General features: G+C 54.2%; 16 protein-coding genes. 11 read left to right on the top strand and 5 right to left on the bottom strand.

Translation table 11 applies throughout. From position 1 onward, the window contains the following. Window positions 1-89: 89 nt before the first annotated feature. The 5 genes from JMJ16_RS26505 to JMJ16_RS26485 all read left to right on the top strand — a co-directional run bounded on the left by JMJ16_RS26505 (window position 90) and on the right by JMJ16_RS26485 (window position 6,876). Window positions 90-1,697 (top strand): ABC-F family ATP-binding cassette domain-containing protein, encoded by a 1,608-nt coding sequence (locus JMJ16_RS26505; RefSeq protein ID WP_201386463.1) that lies wholly within the window; start codon window positions 90-92, stop codon window positions 1,695-1,697. Between the two features lie 167 nt (window positions 1,698-1,864). After that, window positions 1,865-3,097 (top strand): cytochrome P450, encoded by a 1,233-nt coding sequence (locus tag JMJ16_RS26500; protein ID WP_201386461.1) that lies wholly within the window; start codon window positions 1,865-1,867, stop codon window positions 3,095-3,097. Window positions 3,098-3,676: 579 nt separating this feature from the next. Then, window positions 3,677-5,035: a GTPase HflX gene (gene hflX, locus JMJ16_RS26495; protein ID WP_201386459.1), complete on the top strand. Its 1,359-nt coding sequence runs from the start codon at window positions 3,677-3,679 to the stop codon at window positions 5,033-5,035. A gap of 378 nt (window positions 5,036-5,413) precedes the next feature. Continuing rightward, window positions 5,414-5,563, top strand: a complete 150-nt coding sequence (locus JMJ16_RS26490) for a hypothetical protein (RefSeq protein ID WP_201386454.1) — start codon at window positions 5,414-5,416, stop codon at window positions 5,561-5,563. Between the two features lie 620 nt (window positions 5,564-6,183). After that, entirely contained in the window at window positions 6,184-6,876 is a 693-nt protein-coding gene (locus JMJ16_RS26485; protein WP_201386453.1) for an alpha/beta fold hydrolase, read from the top strand. A 198-nt stretch (window positions 6,877-7,074) separates the two neighbouring features. On the opposite strand, the gene JMJ16_RS26480 is transcribed toward JMJ16_RS26485, so the two are convergent. Beyond that, window positions 7,075-7,392: a helix-turn-helix domain-containing protein gene (locus tag JMJ16_RS26480; RefSeq protein WP_201386452.1), complete on the bottom strand. Its 318-nt coding sequence runs from the start codon at window positions 7,390-7,392 to the stop codon at window positions 7,075-7,077. Window positions 7,393-7,778: 386 nt separating this feature from the next. Here JMJ16_RS26480 and JMJ16_RS26475 point away from each other — a divergent pair, with 386 nt between their 5' ends. From JMJ16_RS26475 to JMJ16_RS26455, 5 genes are all read left to right on the top strand, one after another. Continuing rightward, window positions 7,779-9,539: an NADPH-dependent assimilatory sulfite reductase hemoprotein subunit gene (locus JMJ16_RS26475; protein WP_201386451.1), complete on the top strand. Its 1,761-nt coding sequence runs from the start codon at window positions 7,779-7,781 to the stop codon at window positions 9,537-9,539. A gap of 99 nt (window positions 9,540-9,638) precedes the next feature. Next, window positions 9,639-10,370, top strand: coding sequence for a bifunctional precorrin-2 dehydrogenase/sirohydrochlorin ferrochelatase (locus JMJ16_RS26470; protein WP_201386450.1), 732 nt, complete (start codon window positions 9,639-9,641; stop codon window positions 10,368-10,370). Further along, window positions 10,337-11,137, top strand: a complete 801-nt coding sequence (gene cobA / locus JMJ16_RS26465; protein WP_201386449.1) for a uroporphyrinogen-III C-methyltransferase — start codon at window positions 10,337-10,339, stop codon at window positions 11,135-11,137. Before JMJ16_RS26470 ends, cobA begins: the two co-directional genes overlap by 34 nt. A gap of 310 nt (window positions 11,138-11,447) precedes the next feature. Further along, entirely contained in the window at window positions 11,448-12,296 is an 849-nt protein-coding gene (locus JMJ16_RS26460) for a DUF3824 domain-containing protein (RefSeq protein ID WP_201386447.1), read from the top strand. A gap of 96 nt (window positions 12,297-12,392) precedes the next feature. After that, complete coding sequence (locus JMJ16_RS26455) at window positions 12,393-13,241, top strand: hypothetical protein (protein ID WP_201386445.1); 849 nt, start codon at window positions 12,393-12,395, stop codon at window positions 13,239-13,241. An 85-nt stretch (window positions 13,242-13,326) separates the two neighbouring features. Here the strand turns inward: JMJ16_RS26455 and JMJ16_RS26450 are convergent, their stop codons facing one another. Next, complete coding sequence (locus tag JMJ16_RS26450) at window positions 13,327-14,292, bottom strand: hypothetical protein (protein WP_201386444.1); 966 nt, start codon at window positions 14,290-14,292, stop codon at window positions 13,327-13,329. Window positions 14,293-14,590: 298 nt separating this feature from the next. Here JMJ16_RS26450 and JMJ16_RS26445 point away from each other — a divergent pair, with 298 nt between their 5' ends. Next, complete coding sequence (locus JMJ16_RS26445; protein ID WP_201386443.1) at window positions 14,591-15,856, top strand: acetate/propionate family kinase; 1,266 nt, start codon at window positions 14,591-14,593, stop codon at window positions 15,854-15,856. 25 nt (window positions 15,857-15,881) lie between these two features. Here JMJ16_RS26445 and JMJ16_RS26440 read toward each other — a convergent pair whose 3' ends face one another. The 3 genes from JMJ16_RS26440 to JMJ16_RS26430 all read right to left on the bottom strand — a co-directional run bounded on the left by JMJ16_RS26440 (window position 15,882) and on the right by JMJ16_RS26430 (window position 19,276). After that, window positions 15,882-16,478 carry a GNAT family N-acetyltransferase gene (locus tag JMJ16_RS26440; protein ID WP_201386442.1) on the bottom strand — a complete coding sequence of 199 codons (597 nt, stop codon included), beginning with the start codon at window positions 16,476-16,478 and terminating at the stop codon, window positions 15,882-15,884. A gap of 66 nt (window positions 16,479-16,544) precedes the next feature. Continuing rightward, on the bottom strand, window positions 16,545-17,135 hold the full coding sequence (locus JMJ16_RS26435; RefSeq protein WP_201370998.1) for a GNAT family N-acetyltransferase: 591 nt from the start codon (window positions 17,133-17,135) through the stop codon (window positions 16,545-16,547). Between the two features lie 188 nt (window positions 17,136-17,323). Beyond that, on the bottom strand, window positions 17,324-19,276 hold the full coding sequence (locus JMJ16_RS26430) for a S9 family peptidase (RefSeq protein ID WP_201386441.1): 1,953 nt from the start codon (window positions 19,274-19,276) through the stop codon (window positions 17,324-17,326). Window positions 19,277-19,588 lie beyond the last annotated feature (312 nt).

The raw sequence follows: 19,588 nt of genomic DNA, 5'->3' as shown, positions 1-19,588 counted from the left end.
GTGCCTACGCCAGCCTACAACAACAAGTACTGATCATCATCTTGTCTAAATATAGAACCGAAGCGCCTTAGGAGAAATAAGAAAACGCTATGCTGCAAGTCAATCATCTACAACTTTCATATGGGGCACGCTTAATCCTCAATGATGTCTCTTTTACGGTCGCACCTGGCGAAAAAGCTGGCCTGATCGGCGTCAATGGTGCCGGAAAAAGCTCACTGCTCAAAATTGTCGCGGGCCAGCAGGAGGCCGATAGCGGCACCATCGCTCGCCCACGCACCTTTGGCTACCTCTCGCAGGATATCGCCCACGAAGAGGGAACGGCCGGAAATGGTACCGTGCGTGACTTCATCTTCAATAGCACGGGCCTGGATCGCGCCATCGAGCAGTATGAACAGCTCTCCGGGCAGATCGCCAGTGCCACTGGCGATGAACTGGAGACACTCCTGGAGCACTTTTCGCTGGCACAGGAGGCCCTGGAGCGCCTGGGCTACTATGAGGCCGACGCACGCTGCGAGGAGCTGATCGCGGGCCTGAATATTGGCGGCCTGACGCTTGACCGCTCCGTAAATACTCTGAGCGGTGGACAGAAGACCAAGCTGGCCCTGGTCCGGCTCCTCTTCCAATCGCCTGAACTCCTCCTGCTCGACGAGCCTACCAACTTCCTGGACGTGGAGGCTGCCGGCTGGTTGATGGAGTTTCTACAGGACTATCGTGGCGCGCTACTCATCATCTCGCACGATCTCGACCTGCTGGACCGCAGTATTACCAAGATTCTGCGCCTGAACGAGTTCTCGCACGTCCTTGAGGAGTATAAGGGAACCTATACCCATTACCTCTCAGTCACGGGCGACGCCCTGGCACTGCTGGAGAAGAACAAAAAGCAGCAGGAGCGCGAGATTGATCGCCTGCGCAAGACCTCCGATCGCCTGCGCCGCTTCGGTGCGACACGCGTGAGTCAGCGCCGCTCGCTTGATAGGCGTATCTCTGAACTGGAGGCCAGTAAGTCCGAGCTACCACAGGAGAGTCGCCGCATCAAGATCGATTTTCCGGTACGCTATCCAAGCAGCCAACTCGTGCTCAAGGCCAATCAGCTCAGCAAGAGCTATGGCAGCAAGGTCATCTTCAGCGATATCAACTTCGAGGTGGAGCGAGGGCAGCGCCTGGTTATCGTCGGCCTCAATGGCGCGGGCAAGACGACGCTGCTGCGTACACTTCTTGGTCTCACCCCTCTCAATGCAGGGAAAGCGATACAGGGAGAGCGTGTACGCCTGGGCTACTATGCGCAGGAGAACGAAGGTCTTGACTATGAGAACACCGTGCTGCACGAGGCCAGCGAGGTTCTCCCTGAGAATATGAAGCGCGTGCGCAATGTACTGGGACGCTTCCTCTTCAATGGCGAGCGCGTCTTCCAGAAGATTCAGACGCTCAGTGGAGGCGAGAAGACGCGCCTGGCCCTGGCGAAGATGGTCCTGGATGGCCCTAACCTGCTCGTACTCGACGAGCCTACCAGCCACCTGGATGCCACGTCGCGTAAAATTGTTGGTGAGGCACTTGGCACCTATAACGGCACCATCATGACCGTCACCCACGATGTCGAGTTTGTACGCGACCTGAAGCCAGATACGCTGCTCTTGATGCCCGAAGGGCGCATCGTCCACTACGACGAGCGCTATGACGAACTCCTTGAGCGAGCGTAGTTCTATTGGGATAAGTGATGTGCTGCCCTGACGGCCTACGGTCACAGGACAGCACATCACTTATCCCATAAAAAGACTGCAACTGTGATTTACCAGGCGCGTATAAGAGATAAGACACCCAAGCAACAATTGACAGACTGGATATCTGCGAAAGGAAGGAAGAGACGGTGTCATCTCAAAACGCAAGCAGCCTCAGCCTGGTGGAGGTCATGCAAACACGTTACCAGGAGAACCCTTATCCACTCTATCATCAGTTACGCGAACACGATCCCGTGTATTGGGATGAAGCGGCCCATAGCTGGGTCTTGACGCGCTATAAAGACGTCTTGAGCGCGTTACGCGATCCACACTTCACCGCCGCTCGCTTCGCCTTTGATACCAGCGGATTCCCTGCTGAATTTCAGCAGGCGATTGAGCCACCCATACGTGCGCTCACACGCCAGATGCTCTTCCTGGATCCCCCCGACCATACACGCCTGCGCGGGCTGGTCTCCAAGGCCTTTACTCCGCGCGTCGTTGAAGCCATCCGCCCTCATATTCAACAGCTTGTGGATCAACTCTTAGATACGATGCAGACTGGGGGCCATATCGACTTGATCGAGCATTTCGCCTATCCCCTACCCGCCATCGTCATCGCCGAACTGCTTGGGGTCCCGCCCGAAGATCGTGAGCGCTTTATTATCTGGTCAGGCGACTTTGGGGCACTTCTTGAAGCCACAGACATCTCCGCCGATGATGCTATTCGCGGCCTCTATGGCGTCAACGAGTTCATTCAATATTTTCGCCACCTGATCGCCCAACGTGCTCAGGCTCCTCGCGAAGACCTGCTTCAGGCACTCATCAACGCGCATGAGGGACGGGACAAACTGAGCGAGGATGAACTGCTGGGCAACTGTGTGCTACTGCTGGCCGCGGGACATGGCACAACCACCCACCTGATCGGCAATGGCTTCCTCGCCCTGGCGCGCCATCCCGAGCAGTTCGCCTGGCTCAAAGCTCACCCGGAGCAGGCTCCCCTGGCCATTATGGAACTCCTGCGCTATGATGGCCCGGTCCAGGCCACCTCGCGTGTCGCCACTGCCGATATGCAGATCGGCGACAAGCACATTACCGCCGGGCAGAACGTCATTATGTGCCTCGGAGCGGCCAGCCATGATCCTGAACAATTTTACAATCCCGATAACCTCCACCTGGATCGTAAAGAGAACCATCACCTGGCCTTTGGTCAGGGCATTCACTATTGCCTGGGAGCGCCCCTGGCACGCCTGGAGGCCGAGATCGCCTTCGCCTCCCTGGCACGCCGCCTGAGCCAGGCCGAGATCGCCGATGAGCAAGCCGTCCAATGGTTTTCAGGCATCGTCTTCCGCGGCCTGGGCAAACTCCCCATTGTCCTAGCATGAAAACTTTTTGGAGTATATGGTGAGGTACAGTTGACGGCCTGCGGCCGTCAACTGTACCTCACCATATAAAAACTGCCCCCTTGTAACACTTGACTTTTCCCGCCATTTCAGGTATAAATGATAGATATCAACACACATCAGGAGAGTGCTTAATAGTGATAAACGCCTTCATCTAAACCTTATCTACCACGTGGGATGCTGACCTGGCTTTTCAGCAGGGCATCTTTTTTGCCGATTACTGTTAGCAGTAAACGAGCGCTAAGACACATATTGGTAGATGGTAAAGAAGGCTTTGTCGCGAACGAACGCAAGAGACCTGATCCATTTCTTTCTTCCGCTTTCCCTTTGTCTCTCTACAAAGACACCTTCTTTCCTCCATCCTACCCTGGCCCTGTCGCTACACATGGCATCTATTGCCTGGATCGCCAGCGCATACAAGACATCCCCACACTTGATACAACTATACCCGGCTTTTCGCCCATTCACAGAGGAAAAGAACGCTTGCTTGACACGTCAAAGCGCAACGAAAATTTCACTACAAATAACAACAAGGTAGAGAGCAGAAGAGAAGGAGCAACGATGCCCGAAGAATATAATAATAATGCCAACGTATACGAAGAGAAACATATGTCAGGGCTGCTGGCGGAAGCCCCCAGGCGCGCGATCCTGGTCAGTGTGGATACGCCAGAGAATGATTGGCCCGTCGAGGAGTCATTAGATGAGCTAGAGCAGCTCGCGCAGACCGCGGGCGTCAACTGCGTCGACCGCGCTGTACAACGTCTCCCTCATCCACATCCAGGCACCGTTGTGGGCTCAGGAAAGGTGGATGAGATCGCGGAACTTGTCAAGTTCCACGACTGCGATGCCGTCATCTTTGACCTGGAACTCAAACCCGTGCAACACCGCAACCTGGAGCGCAAGCTGGAGGTTCAGGTACTCGACCGCACCGCCCTCATTCTGATCATCTTCGGCCAGCGCGCCCAGACACGTGAGGGCCGTCTACAAGTTGAACTGGCACAGATTGAGTATGATCTGCCGCGCCTGGCTCGCCAGTGGTCCCACCTCTCGCGCCAGCGCGGTGGCACGCAGCAGCGCGGTGAAGGTGAGAAGCAGATCGAGGTCGACCGCCGCTTGCTGCGCCGCCAGAAGGATCAGCTTGAGGAGGAGCTTGAGCTGGTACGCTCACAGCGCCAGCTTCACCGTGATCGGCGTAAGTATGCAGGCGCGCCCGTCGTAGCCCTCGTCGGCTACACCAATGCGGGCAAGTCAACCCTGCTCAACCGTCTCTCGGGGGCGCAGAAACTCGCCGAGGATAAGCTCTTTGCCACACTGGATCCAACAACGCGCCGCGCACGCATCGAGGGCGGGCAGGAGTTCCTTCTGACCGATACCGTGGGTTTTGTCCAACGCCTGCCACACACGCTGGTCGCGGCCTTCCGCGCGACCCTGGAAGAGGTCAATGCCGCCGACCTGCTGGTCCACGTGGTGGATAGCTCACATCCGCATGTCAACCACCAGATCCTGGCCGTGGAGGAGGTTCTGGAGGAGATTGGTGCCGGGGGCATGCCCATGGTTATAGCGCTCAACAAGAGCGATAATCTGGAGCCCGGTGCCACACTCCCCCCACTGGAGGGCATTGCCGCTACCCTACCACAGGTACAGGTATCGGCCCTCACAGGGACGGGCATCTCCGACCTGTTGCGCTGCATCAGCCAGGCCCTGGTCAGCCAGTTTGTGTCTCTCGACGTGCTGATTCCGTACGATCGGGGCGACCTGGTCGCGCAATTCCACCAGTTTGGCACCATGGAGTGCGAGGAGTATGAAGAGGGAGGCACGCATATTCGCGGCTATATGCCTGAAAACCACAGCAGCCCCTTCTTCGCCTTCCGCTGCAAGCCCCAGGCAAGCACACGCACCCGCAAACACGCTACCGTCTAGAATTAAGCATTTGTAAGGTGTCCCAAAAGCGGCTCACCCGCACTTCTGATCAGAAGTGCGGGTGAGCCGCTTTTGGGACACCTTACAAATGCTTAACGGTAAGCAATGATTACCATACTTTCTCAATGACTTAGTACTGTCCAACATCTTCCTAAAAACAGGGAGGTTCCTGCCGTTTTTTTGGACTAGTTTATGCACCTTTACAAGTTTCTTGCATGTTATTCTTTCAATACAGATAGATGTAGTACATGTGGCCCCCGAGAAGCAAGCTTAAAAAGTATTCCCTTCTACTCCATCTGCCATCGGTTCCGAAGCCAAAATAGTTTCTTGATTGTACTTAGTACTATTGTTTGCTCACAAAGCAAGGAGATTTGCAGGATGCAACGTTACCTTCTCTTTGATGCAGGATGTTTAGTATGCAACTCAGTAGCCCAGGCGATAGAGAAAGCGGCGGAAGGATGGCTTGTCGCTCGTAGTCTCTCAGATCAAGAGGTACAGAAGCAGCTAGCGCAGGCAAAACCTCACTAGACATGGGAACCAACATTACTAGAGATAGAGCAAGATCATATTGCTGCTTATACTGGCTTACGTCTTCGCCTCAAATTATTACATGGTCTTGGCCCACAGAGAACATGGCAAACAATTCAGTTAATGCGTGAAGCCATGGTGCCAGCCACAATCGCGAACCCTCAGAGACGAAAATTCTTTACTAGAACGAGCGCGATGGTTGGCGGTCTCCTTCTTGGAATAGGAGTGGGTCCACTTGTACCGGCGCTTAGCTCTAGTGTACATGCTCAAACAACGCATCCAAACTCTGCACCCCTGCATCAAACAAATCGCATTTCTCCTGACCTTGCTCGCCAGCAACTCGCTCACTCACAAACCTTCCAGGAAACAACCAGGTATCTAGGTAACCCAATTTGGGAACATACACATGCATATCAAAGCTACGACGGTAATTCAAAAGGGCTGGTACTACTCTTCCCATCGAAAGATAAACAATCCAGCACATTTTTGGCTATTGATGACCCTTCTACCTCTTCAACAAGCATCGCATTGATTGGACAGGTATCCTCCAAAGGGCCAGACCAGGCAGAGCTGGTCTGAAAAATACATTTGCTGCATTTAGAGATGAGAGGAATATGGCCATGACAGATCATCAGCTACCTATCTCAACAGGATTTGTCGAGGTAGACGGTGGCCAATTACACTATGAAGTTGCAGGAAAAGGTCAACCACTGATTCTGCTTCAAGAAAATGGGTTGGTCGATAAAAGAATCTGGGATTATCAGTTTCTTACATTTGCTCATCATTATCGAGTCATTCGCTATGATAAACGCGGCTATGGACAATCACTAAGTTCAAAGAAGCCCTATACAGCTGTTGATGATCTCGCTCAAATATTGCAAACACTCAACATAGAGAGCGCTTATCTACTTGCTCTTGGTGCTGGTTTGGCTCTAGATTTTGTGCATGCACATGCATACTCTGTTGACGCTATTATTCTTGTCTCTCCAGAAATTAACCTTCATCAATCATTTGATGAAGCTATGGCTGATCTACCTGCTATCCTTGAACGTCTTGCTCCCGCTATCGAGGCAGTCAAACAGAATGACATGCAACGCGCCACAGATCTTGTAATACAGGACCTTATGTTGCCATCCTCAGCAAACTACCAATGGGTGCGTAATATTGTGGCAAAGAATTTCCAGGCCGTCCTTAATCCACCTCTGCCGCCTTCGGTTGGTATAAATGCGTTTAGCTCTCGTCATCAATGGTACAAAGAGATTCACGTCCCAACGCTTCTTCTTATCGGAGACTCTGCTAGATCAGAGATATAATCAATCACTGTCTCATTAGAAAAAACTATTCCAGGCGCACAAAAACGTGAAATCTCTAGGGCAAGGTACCTTCTTAATGCTGAGCAAGTTGAACAATTTAATAGAGCGGTGCTAGGTTTTTTGAGCGCAATTAAATAATTAACGCTTAAATACTTTACATACTTATCAGTAGCACAAAACAATTTTTGTGCTGCCTATCTACACTTTACGGTTAGTAGGCAGCAACATGTAACCATAGCGATGGACTCGATGAATATCGATATTATGCACCTTGAGTTTACTGCGGATTCTGCTCATATGTTTGTCAAGGAGCCTGTTCTCAGTACAGCTCTGCTCATTTTGGAATAAAGCTCTGAGTAATACTTCATCAGGCACAACCTGCCCCTTGAGCAAAGAGCATAGCAAAGTATACTCTGTGGAGCTGAAACGGATCAGGCAGTTTTCAATGACAAGGACACGATGTTCATCATCCCGTTTCGCCTTGAGCCAGTGAAGCTTAGTGCAATCTTCAAGCATACATTGCACTCCTTTGCGAGGAATGGGCGTGATACAGCTGCCATGCCTACGGCATGGCAGCTGTATCACATACAAAGGAAAAATATTCAACTCCCTTTGCAGGGCAAAGAACTTTTGCTTTTAAAATTCGCATAAATTGTAGAGATAATTAAGCAAAATAAGAAAACTTTGTACAGACTCATCAAAAATGGTCATCAACCATGCCTACCCCTATTCGCTTTTGCAAAAACGTATCTTCTCTTCGCAAGCAGAGAGAAGGGCTTGACATTGCCTGGGGTTAGAGCCTATAGTGTAAACAAGACTAAATCTATTTTGTTGATCTAATATATCAACTTTGTGAAGCAGGTATTTATTGGTTGCTGGACACTTTCAGGAAGGGAAGAGCTATGTCGATAGGCCACGAGGACGAAATACAGGCGAACGATCTCAAACATCTTGGTCCAGGTGAGGGTAGTAAAGTCGAGCATATCAAGCTGGAGAGCCAGCATCTACGGGGCCAGCTCCCCGAGGAACTGGCAAGTGAGAGCTCACATTTCTCCGAGGACCAGATTCAGCTCATCAAATTTCATGGCATTTATCAGCAGGAGGATCGCGACGCACGTCAGCAGCGCAAGGCGGCTCACACCGAGAAGGCCTATCAGTTCATGGTGCGTACACGCATCCCAGGGGGCGCAATAACAGCCGAACAGTACCTGGCGCATGACGATATTTCGAATCAATACGCCAATGGAACGATCCGCATTACGACGCGCCAGGGTCTACAATTGCATGGAATCCTCAAGGGTGACCTGAAGCCAGCCATCGCCAGCATCAATGAGGCTTTGCTGAGCACCCTCGCGGCCTGTGGCGATGTTAACCGCAACGTTATGGCCTGCCCAGCTCCCACAAGCAGTCGCGCCCAGGCGCAGGTGCAGGAGATCGCTCACAAGATCGCGATGCACCTGGCCCCACGCAGCCAGGCCTATCACGAGATCTGGATCGATGGCGAGAAGATTGAGACACCTACCACTACATCTGAAGAGGTAGAACCCATCTATGGACCGACGTATCTGCCACGCAAGTTTAAGATAGCCGTCGCCTTCCCCGGCGACAACTGTGTCGATATCTATACCCAGGATGTGGGCCTGATCGCGATCCTGGATGGCGAAGACCTGGCTGGCTTTACCCTGGTCATCGGCGGCGGCATGGGTATGACTCACGGCAAGACTGAGACCTATCCTCGCCTGGCAAACCCACTCTGCGATATCAAACCGGAGGAGGCCCTGAAAGTCATCGAGACAATTGTCACCGTGCAGCGCGACTATGGCGACCGCAAGAATCGCAAGCATGCGCGCATGAAATACGTCGTTGAGGAGCGCGGCATCGCCTGGTTTAAGCAACAGGTTGAGGAGCGCCTGGGCTACACGCTTCGCGAACCCAGCCCCGTTCACCTGCATGACGTTGAAGATCATCTGGGCTGGCACCAGCAGGCCGATGGACGCTGGTTCCTGGGCCTGCATGTCCAGAATGGACGCATTCGCGATATCGAGCAGCTCCAACTCAAGAGCGGCCTGCGCGCTGTTATCGGCAGCTACCAGCCAGGCGTCCGGCTCACGGGCCAGCAAAACATTTTGCTGACAGATATCCAGGCAGAGGACCGTGAAGCACTGGAGGACCAGCTGCGCTCATATGGGATCGAGACCGATCCCAGTAAGGTAGGCTCCTATCGCTTCGCCATGGCGTGCCCATCCCTGCCCACCTGCGGCCTGGCGTTAGCTGAAGCCGAGCGGGCACTACCAGGCGTCATGCAACAGCTTGATATCCCCCTGCGCGAGCTTGGCTTGGATGGAGAGCCACTCAGTGTGCGTATGACAGGCTGCCCCAATGGCTGTGCGCGTCCCTATATGGGTGACATCGGACTGGTCGGCCGCTCAAAAAACCTTTATAATGTGTATATCGGTGGTGATCGTCCCAATGCACGTCTCAACACACTCTATGCTACATCGATTCACACTGATAAGATCGTGGAGACACTCACGCCCCTGCTCTCGCTCTGGAAAGCGGAGCGCCAGCCCCAGGAAAGCTTTGGTGACTTCTGCCATCGCATCGGAGTAGAGCAGCTACGTGAGCGCGTGGCCTCCGTGGCCTCGCCCTCGCTTCCGCGTTAACGCTAACAATCGTGCCCCTTCTCGCTCGGTCGCAAAGGCGCTCCCCGGGCGAGAGAGCTAGCAGTCAACCGTAACCCTATTTTGACCACAGGAGCGTTCATGCCCGGTTACTACCCCATTATGCTCAATGTTCGCCAGCGTCCAGTCCTCGTCATCGGCGGCGACCGCATCGCGACTGAGAAAGCCACCTCGCTTCTTGCCTGTGGTGCCCAGGTTACCATTCTCAGCGCAGACATCTGCCCAGAAATGCAGGTCCTGGCCCAACACTATCCAGCTCAGGTCACCTTCCAGGCCAGAGACTTCCAGGCAGGCGACCTGGCAGGCTTCTTTGTAGTGGTCGCGGCGACAAACGACCAGGACTTAATCGAAGCTCTCTGGCAGGAGGCCACGGCACACGGGCAATTGCTCAACATCGTGGACGTGCCCGCACGCTGCAACTTTATTCTCCCCTCGATCTTGCGACGCGGTCAACTCACCATTAGCGTCTCGACGGAGGGAGCCAGCCCAAGTCTCTCTAAACGCATCCGCCAGCACCTGGAACAGCTCTTTCCCTCAGCCTATGAGCTCTATCTGCAATTGGCAACCGTGGCGCGCACACTCCTGCGTGCACAGGGCGTGAGCTATGACCAGCGCGATGACTTCTTTGGCGCCTTCTATGGCTCACCTATTCTCCAGCACCTGGAGAAGGGCGAACAGAGCGAGGCCTTGAGCATCACCGTCGCGCTACTCCAGCCATATGGCATCACAACGACAATAGAGACACTCTTCCAGGCATTACAAGAAGGAGGGAATGAAGCATGGTCCAATCAGACATCGGTCACGTCTTCTTAATCGGGGCAGGTCCAGGCGACCCGGAGTTGATTACAGTCAAAGGCCTGCGCTGTCTACACGCAGCGGAGGTAATACTGTATGATCGCCTCGTCGCACCTGAACTCCTGGAAGAGGCTCATCCCTCGGCCCTGCGCATCTTCGTGGGCAAACAACCACAGCACCACACCCTCAAGCAGCATGAAATCAACGCATTGCTCATTAAGCATGCTCGCGAAGGCAAGATCGTGGCACGACTTAAAGGTGGTGATCCTTACGTCTTTGGACGTGGCGGCGAAGAGGCCCTGGCGCTTCGAGAGGCCGGCATCCCTTTCGAGGTCATCCCCGGTATTACCTCCGCCATCGCCGTGCCAGCCGCGGCAGGTATTCCAGTGACGCACCGCGACTATGCCTCCTCCCTGACCATTGTGACTGGTCATGAAGCCCGTGGTGGAGATGAAGCCCCTGCTATCAACTGGGAGGCGTTGGCGAAGCTAGGAGGCACCATCGTCGTCCTGATGGGGGTACGCGCCCTGCCACGCTTTACCCAGCAGATGTTAGAGGCCGGGATGAATCCCCAGACGCCCGCCGCCATCATCCAGGAGGGCACGACTTCACGTCAGCGCGTCCTGGTTGCCACCCTGGAGTCTATCGCCCTTCAGGCCCTTGAGCAGGACATTACCTCTCCGGCACTCACGATCATCGGCGAGGTCGTCTCTCTAGCCCACGAGCTACACGCCATCACCGCCCTCCCCTCCGTTCAAGATCTCCTGCTCTCCCGCGCCTCTTAAGAAATGTAATGACGGCAGTGATGGCGGTCTGGCGCTGCCAGACCGCCATCACATCCCTTCTTTCCCGCAAATAGTGATGCAGTTCATTGATATTTGCCTATTAGTAAGTTATAATCGAGAAGCGTGACGATAAAGCATTTATTGCACCAAAAGCATAAATCCTTATCCAACAAATGCCATCAAGGAGGATACGCGCTTCCAAGCAGAACTCATCATCTGGAGATGTTTTCCATCCACATCTCCCTTACACAATCTTTGTAGAATATCATCCAACGCCAATTGAATTTGACAGTTTGGAGGTCTTGCATTCATGGATGCTCTCAAAGAGCGAAAAAATCGCTATTTTCTTGTCTCCGCAATCGGCGCGCTAATCGCGTTGCTCTCATTCTTGCTCTTCCCGTTTGTGACCTGGAATATCCGCATTAACGCGTCAGTCGTCTCGCTGGCCTTCGCTTTCCCCCTGAACGCGACATTTATCAGTCAGCAAGCTGCCGCGATCTGGCTCTGTGCCATTCTAGCCCTGGGAGCTTTAATCGTTTCCTGCTTGCTTATCTATCGCTCTCGTCCCTTTGGTGGGCAGACACCAGTCGAGACGCAGACACAGTGGGGTCTCTATGGGCTGGCGGGCGCGGGCGTACTGGCACTCATTATTCAGTTCATCGTGGTCAGTAATCTTGGTTCCAGTATCAAGAGTAATCCTTCGATCTTCAATGCACTCAATAGCATCGATAGTTCGTCTTCTTCATCAAGTGTTAATAGCCTGCTGACCAGTATTACCGATAGCAGCGCATCCTATAACATTGGAGCCTGGCTCTTTTTGCTAGGCATGTTAGCCGTTATTGTTGGAGCGGGTATAGAGATCTTGCAGCGCAATCCCAGACTGCTTCAGTCGCTCTCGCCCCAGCCTGGTTCAGCGCCTAATCCCTACCAGGGACAGCCTGGCTATCCTCCTGCTTACCCTCCGCAAGGGACCAATCCATATCCACCACAGACGCCCTCCGCTCCTCAGCAACCGGGCAGTGGGTATAGCTATCCACCACAGACGCCCTCCGCTCCTCAGCAACCAGGCAGTGGGTATAGCTATCCACCCGCCCCACAACCCGATCCCTATGCTTCTCCTCAAAATCCTGGGCAACAGCCTCCGGCGGACTACCGTTAGCAACTTGGTATAGAGGCAGAGAACGCATGTTCCGCAAGGTTGTATGGCAGAGAACACGGTGCGTAGCGCTGTCTTAAAGAAGAGGTATATCATCATATGCAAAACTTAACGCAACCCGCGAATCGCTCATATCTCATCGCGGCCGGGGGTGCGCTCCTGGCACTCATCGCCTTCCTGTTTATTCCCTTCGTCCACCTACAGGCAAATATCGGCGCGCGATCTTCGTCTACCTCCCCTCAGCAGACGACATCAAGCGGCACTGATTTACACGGAGCTATCCTTACGGGCATCAATGGTGGCGTCTGGATCAACGTCTTGCTCATCGCCCTGATCCTACTTGTGGTCGCGCTCCTTATCTATCGTAGTCAGAACCCCTTCGGTATAGCGAGAGTGAATGCCGAGACGCAGATACGCTGGGGCCAATACCTCCTTATCGGGCTGGGTGTCATCGGCCTGCTCTTCCAGTTTCTCATTCCAGGCCTTGTTACCTCTGGTGTCAATACCTTCATCGATGCCTTCAAAAACAGCCTGGGAGGTCTGAGTAGCCTGATGGATGCATTTCTCTCAATCGATATCTCGGCCAGTCTCCTGACTGGTGGCTGGATCTTTATCGTTGGTATGCTCGCGGTTATCGCTGGTGGCGCGCTTCCACTGATACCACGTACCGCAGTCCATCCACACATGCAGCCAGGACAATATCCTCCTGCTGGCTATCCACCGCAGCAGACATCAGGGCAGTATCCTCCTGCTGGCTATCCACCGCAGCAGACATCAGGGCAGTACCCTCAATACCCACAGTATCCCCAGGGTGAGCAGTATGGAGCGCCAACTCCGCAGTATCCACAGCAGCCAGAGGGACAATATCCACAACAATCAGCTCCACAGTATCCACAGCAGCTAGAGGGGCAATATCCACCCTACCCGCAAAATCCTCAGCAACCCTAGCCCTAAAAATACGCAACACATGTCTCCAGACACAAAGCAGGTGCCAGCGTAGAAGCACGCTGGCACCTGCTTTGTAGCGTCTTCCTCAGAGATACTGCATCTCAAAGGAGATCCGCCAGGTAGGGCTCAAGGGAATGACATCCTCGCTATGAGGAAAGCGAGGGCGTGCCATCAACACCCAGAGACCCGGCTTATTCCGTGAAATATCCTCTACCAGGTAGGAGGTCTCGCCGGGACTTCCACTCGCCATAGATGGAAAGCCATCAAAGTATCTCGTATCTACCTGAACCTGCACCCCCTTCTCCGCAAGCTGCATCCTCTGTCCCGGGCGGGCTGAAGAGAGTTTAAGGAAGAGGCGCGCTCCTGTCTCCGTCAACAGCAAATGCGTCAAGGTCAGGGTCTCGCCATCACGCGTGAAGCTTTTATTGACCTGTAACGATTGCCCTTCATGCACAGGAAGGGCAAAATCAAAGTCCGCAGCCGGGACTGGAACCGTTAAGGCATCGTCGACTTGCACTAAAGAAGTCGGAGGTGGAACATGCTTGATTTGCAGGTGAAATTGCAGCACCCCACCAGTCACGGGCAGGCGCGTTGCGTCAAAAATAAATGCGCTCCGCCCGGCCAACAGGTCCTTGCATTCCTCCTCGGCGTGGGAGAGCCAGGGGAGTTTCTCTTGCCCGGCAGCGCTCAATGTAGGCAGCAGATCCTGCGCCGCCACGGGATTCCCCTTCGCATCCGCTACACGGTAGAGCACCACGACCTGGTTGACATCGGCATAGGCTTTCAACAGCGAGACATGGTAGCCATCAATGACGCGCTCTTGCGTAACTGGCAGAAATGGCTGCGTCAGCCCCTCTTCCTGGGATACAGGCAAGTGAAAGAACTCTTCGTTTAATGCCTCGGCAGAGCTATAAATGATTCCCACGATGACCAGCAGCGTCACACTGATCATGCAAATGAAGACTGGAGAAAGTCGCTTGTGACGCCGTTGCGTCGTGGCCCGCGCCCTCTTTCCTCGCGCTTCAACAAATGGGCGTTCCGATTGTAGCATGTCTTTACCCAACCACATCCATGGAAAATATGCGATCAGCAAGCCTGGTCATGATTCACACGTTTGCTCACCTGCATATACACACATAGCATTACATGCCTTATAGGATTTTTACTTCTCTATAGATTGTAAATGCGTAACGTACAGATATTTTTCAACATCCCGATACACCACTTCAACGTGCTATAAATAATAATAGGTCTTGTGGCAGTGTTCTCAGCACCTGCGGTGCTGAGAACACTGCCACAAGACATAACCTACTGGGCATATGTTGAGAAGACCAAGGAGTAAATTGGCCATGAAAATCCTGGTAATGAATGCGGGTTCCAGCAGCCAGAAGAGCTGCCTCTATGAGGTGGATAGCGCCTTGCCTGACGAGGCACCCCGTCCACTGTGGCAGGCGCATGCCGATTGGACGAAGGAGAAAGGCCAGGTCGAGCTAAAAATTAAGACGAGCACTGGCAAAGAGCACACCTCGGAGCTGGAGCCTGGATCACATGGCCAGGTCGTCAAACAACTGCTCCAGACGCTGTGGCAAGGGGAGGCACGCGTCATTGATTCGCCAGCTGAGATTACACTCGTGGGTCATCGCGTTGTACATGGCGGCCCTCATTATCAAAAAAGCGTCTGGATCACCCCCGAGGTCAAGCAGACTATCGATCGGCTAAAGAGCTTTGCCCCACTCCATAACCCGGTCAATCTCGAGGGAATACAGGCTATTGAAGAGCTCATGGGAGATGTACCTCAGGTCGCCTGCTTTGATACCGCCTTCCATAGCAGCCTTCCGCCTCACAGCGCAATCTATCCACTCCCCTATGCTCTCTATGAGCAGGGAATACGGCGCTACGGCTTTCATGGCATCAGCCATCAATACTGTTCGCGGCGCGCGGGCGAGCTCCTCCAGCGCGATGCCCAGTCACTACGCCTTGTCTCCTGTCACCTAGGCAATGGCTGCTCGCTGGCAGCGATCCAGGATGGCAAGAGTATCGAGACGACGATGGGCTTTACGCCTCTGGAGGGTCTGATGATGGGGACGCGCTCGGGAACCATTGATGCCAGCATCCTCTTCTATCTCCAGCGCGAGCATGGCTATGACACGGATCGCCTGGAAACCCTGCTCAACAAACAATCAGGCCTGCGCGGCATATCGGGCATTTCTGGCGACGTGCGCCAGATCATGGAGGAGGGCCAACACAACGAGCGTGCACAACTGGCCATGGATATCTATGTGTATCGCCTGCGCTACTTTATCGGGGCCATGGTCGCGGTCCTGGGAGGACTAGATGCCCTGCTCTTTACCGGTGGCGTGGGAGAGAACTCGGCGGAGATACGCGCACGCGCCTGCGCGGGTTTCCCCTATCTGTATCTCAAGCTCGATCAGCAGAAAAACAATGCCTCCCCCGTTGATACAGATATCGCCAGTTTCGACTCGGCGGTACGCGTCCTGGTCGTGCATACCGAAGAAGACTGGGAGATTGCGCGTGACTGCTGGCATCTCGCTCAGCAGGAGCCAGCGCATCTTGCCCAGACCCACTCAGTCCAGGCAAGACACCACAACGATTAGCACGCCAAACCCTGGGCCGCAGCGCTTATTCGGCGTTGTGCTCATCGCGCAAGAGCGAGAAGACCAGCGTATTGCGCGGTTGACCCGTCATGGTGGGCCGAGAGTTGCGCAGGCACGCCTCTTGCACAAAACCCAGGCGACGCGCAACCGCGGCGCTGGCAAGATTTCGCTCATCGCAGGTAATCTCCACGCGCTGCGCCTGGTACTGCTGAAAGGCCCAGGCAATGAGGAGACGCGCCGCCTCAGTCACATATCCCCTGCCACTGGCGCTGGCTCGCACCCAGTACCCAAGCGCAAAGTAGCCGATGCTCCATTCAACCGGGCGCAGGGAACAGCTCCCCACAAACTGGCCTCCATGCTCAGTGCCGTCCAGGGCATAAATACAACAGGTAAAATCTTCGCGCAGAAAATGACGCATCTTCCAGCGCGCAATTGAGAGATGCGCATCATGCACAGAACTATAGCTCTGCGGCCAGGCAAGCCAGCGCCCCACATGTTCACGTGATTCTTCAACCGCAGCGTAGAGCGCCTCTGCGTCTACGCTGCGATATGGGCGTACCAGCACACGTTCGCCACGCAATTCGTCCAGCAATGGAAGTGAAGTCGGGTGTTCAATGAACACGGGCCTCTCCTTTCCAGGTTGCGTTCAACCACCATGTCCCTGCTTCGCTATAAGAAAAGGTACTCGCTACTGGCGATCAGAGGGAATGAGCGAAAATATCATCGCATTGCGCAGGGTGCCATCAGCACCAGGAATCACATGGCGCATTGTTCCTTCATAGACGAAACCCAGGCGCCTGGGGACTGCGGCGCTCCGATGATTCTGCTCCTCACAACGAATCATAATGCGTTGCGCCTGGAGCACATCAAAGAGATAGTCGACCATCAAGCGCACCGCCTCGGTCATATATCCTTTTCCAGTTGCGCTGGCCCGCAACCAGTAACCGATCTCAAAACTCTTGATACGCCAATCGCGTGGGTGCATGCCACATCCGCCCAGAAAGCGCTCCGTCTGCGCATCCCACATGTGCAGCTTTAAATCCTCGCGCAAGAACCAGTCGGCCATGCCACGACGAATCCAGGGAAGCACATCGGCCTCACAATGATAAAAGTTTGCGATAGGGAGCCAGGGACCCAGATGCTCCCGTGACTCTTCAATGGCCTCATAATAGGGAGCCACATCGCTTTCCCGAAAGGGGCGAATTACCACTTTTTGCCCGCGCAACTCCTCGAAGAGGGGCAGAAAAATAGGTTTCGCCTCGCCCGGCTCTGCACTCATAGCACTGCATCCTTTCACACTTGTGCCTGCGGCGCTCGCTCCTGGTAGGTGGTATGCCCTGACAGCCTGCAGGCTGTCAGGGCATACCACCTACTAGGAGTCCAAAAACAACATGCACACTGATTACCAACCGTACCATTTAAGTGTACATTATTTTGGCTCACGCTCGCTCGGAGAGCGTCCCTTTGCTAGAGGTAGGTCTCTAGCCAGCGCACAATCCGTTCCTCGATATCGCGTGTGTGGGAGCGACTGCGTACACCATGCCCCTCGCCCGGATAGATCGCGGCCTCGACAGGCACGCCACCATCCATCAGTGCGCGATAGAAGGCGTGGGCCTGGCTCACTGGGCAGACCGTATCTTTTTCGCCATGTAAGATCAGCGTTGGGGTCGTAATCTTTCCCGCGTAGGTCAGCGGGGAGCGCTCACGGTAGACCTCCGGCTGATCGAGCATATCGGCTCCCAGGAAGTGGCGATCCCAGTCAGAGAGTTTCGACTCGGCATGGAAGCTATGCCAATCGGTAATACCGGCACCCATAATCGCTACACGGAAGCGGTTGGTCTGTGTTACGGCCCAGGCCGTCATAAAGCCGCCATAACTCCACCCGGCAACACCAATCCGGCTCGGATCAATCATGCCCTCAGTAATCAGGTACTCAACACCATACATGATATCCTGAAAATCTTTGCCGCCCATATCGCCTACGACGGCATCAGCAAAGTTCACGCCTCGGCCCCAGCTACCGCGCACATTGGGACGAAACACGGCATAGCCCGCGGAGGCGAAGAGCTGTGTCCAGAAGAGCGAGGCGTCGTCGAGCCACATGCCCGAGGGGCCGCCATGCACCAGTACCATCAAGGGCGGGTCTCCCTCAAATTTCCGCACCAGGGGATGGGTAAAGAGCGCGTCTATACGCCAGCCATCGACGCTGCTATAGCTAAGGCGTTCACTCTTAGCCAGGGCATAGGTCGCCTCGAAGACCGCATTTACCTGGGTCAGGCGCCACCAGGCGATATGAGCCTGTTCCTCACGTTGCACCTTGCCAGCCCAGACATCAGGGGTCGCTTGCTGCGATGAGTGAATAGCGATGCAGGTGGCACCATCGGAGGAGAGCGAGAGGCGCCCACCCTGCACAGAAAAATCTTCCTCAAGGATAGTCACCTGCCCACTCTGCACAGCGTAAATACCCTGAATATAGGTCAGGTCCTTAACGGCAAGGAAGAACAATTCTTCTCCCCCTGCCAACCATTGGCACCAGTGCACGCTATATTCCGCGCCCGGCGTCAGATTACGAACCTCGCTGATCCCATCCATGGACAGCAGGAACAGGTCGCCTGCGCCATGACAGCGATCACTCCAGTCACCCGAGACATAAGCCAGGCGCTTGCCATCAGGATGCCATACCAGGTTGCTTGCCTGTCGATCTAGCAGCGTTAACTGGCGTACCGCGCCACCATTGGCCGTCACGACACCAACCTGGCCACCATACCATCCATTCTCATCTGGCAATGTGGAGTAATACAGGGCAAGCTGGTTGCTATCAGGGGACCAGGAAAACTCCCACACACTCAACTCTGGCGAAGTAATAGGCTGAGGGATAGAGATCTGCGGATAAATAGTCCAGAGGCGACGATGGCGCCCCAGATTCAATACGAGCGGATCATGTTTCTGCTCCTCGCCCTCGAAGGAGGTAAAGGCAAGGCAGCTCCCATCAGGGGACCACTCCAGATCAAGAATACCATTCGGCATCGTACACACACGGCGAGGCGTCCCACCCTGCGCATCTACCAGGTAGAGCTGCGACTTCTCTCGCTCGCCCTCGGCAACCCCGGCGAAGGCCAGCCACCTGCCATCAGGGGACCAGCGTGGATTGTTCGCCTGCTTTATGTCACGTAGTAAGGGGACGGGGCGGGCCTGGACATCATTGAGCGCCAGCATCCAGATCTGGCTGCGCCGCTGCTCCTCCTCACCTACAAATTCAGAAATAACAAAGGCTACACGTGTCCCATCGGGGTTAATGTGTACATCGCTGGGCATCCGTAAATGGGAGAGCGCCCCCGGCCCAATAGGGATGCGTGTCCCAGGGACCACCGCATCAGTGCGCATCCCTGCGATCATGGCAGAAGAATCTTGCATTGCCATATATCACTCCTTTAAATTATCGATAGACCTTCTAAAAGAGTATAGCAAAAAAGCTTCGCCCACCCTACCAACAAAAGAAACTTCTTCTTACCCGTGCATGGTGAAACTAGTAGCTTATCTCATGCGTGCTCTATATAACAATAGATCAAGGGTTACACGCCTCAGCTTTGTAAAGAAGCAATTGAGGTGTGTTAATCTAATTATCCAGCCTCAAACGAGAAAGGATAAGCCTTTACGTAACAGGCGCAGCATGTATGCCTTGCATTAAGGCGCCATTGCTATACCTGGCATAATCACGTAGCAGGCTTCGGA

It is taken from the genome of Ktedonobacter sp. SOSP1-52, assembly GCF_016587395.1.
This window is presented reverse-complemented; position numbering and strand designations above follow the sequence as displayed.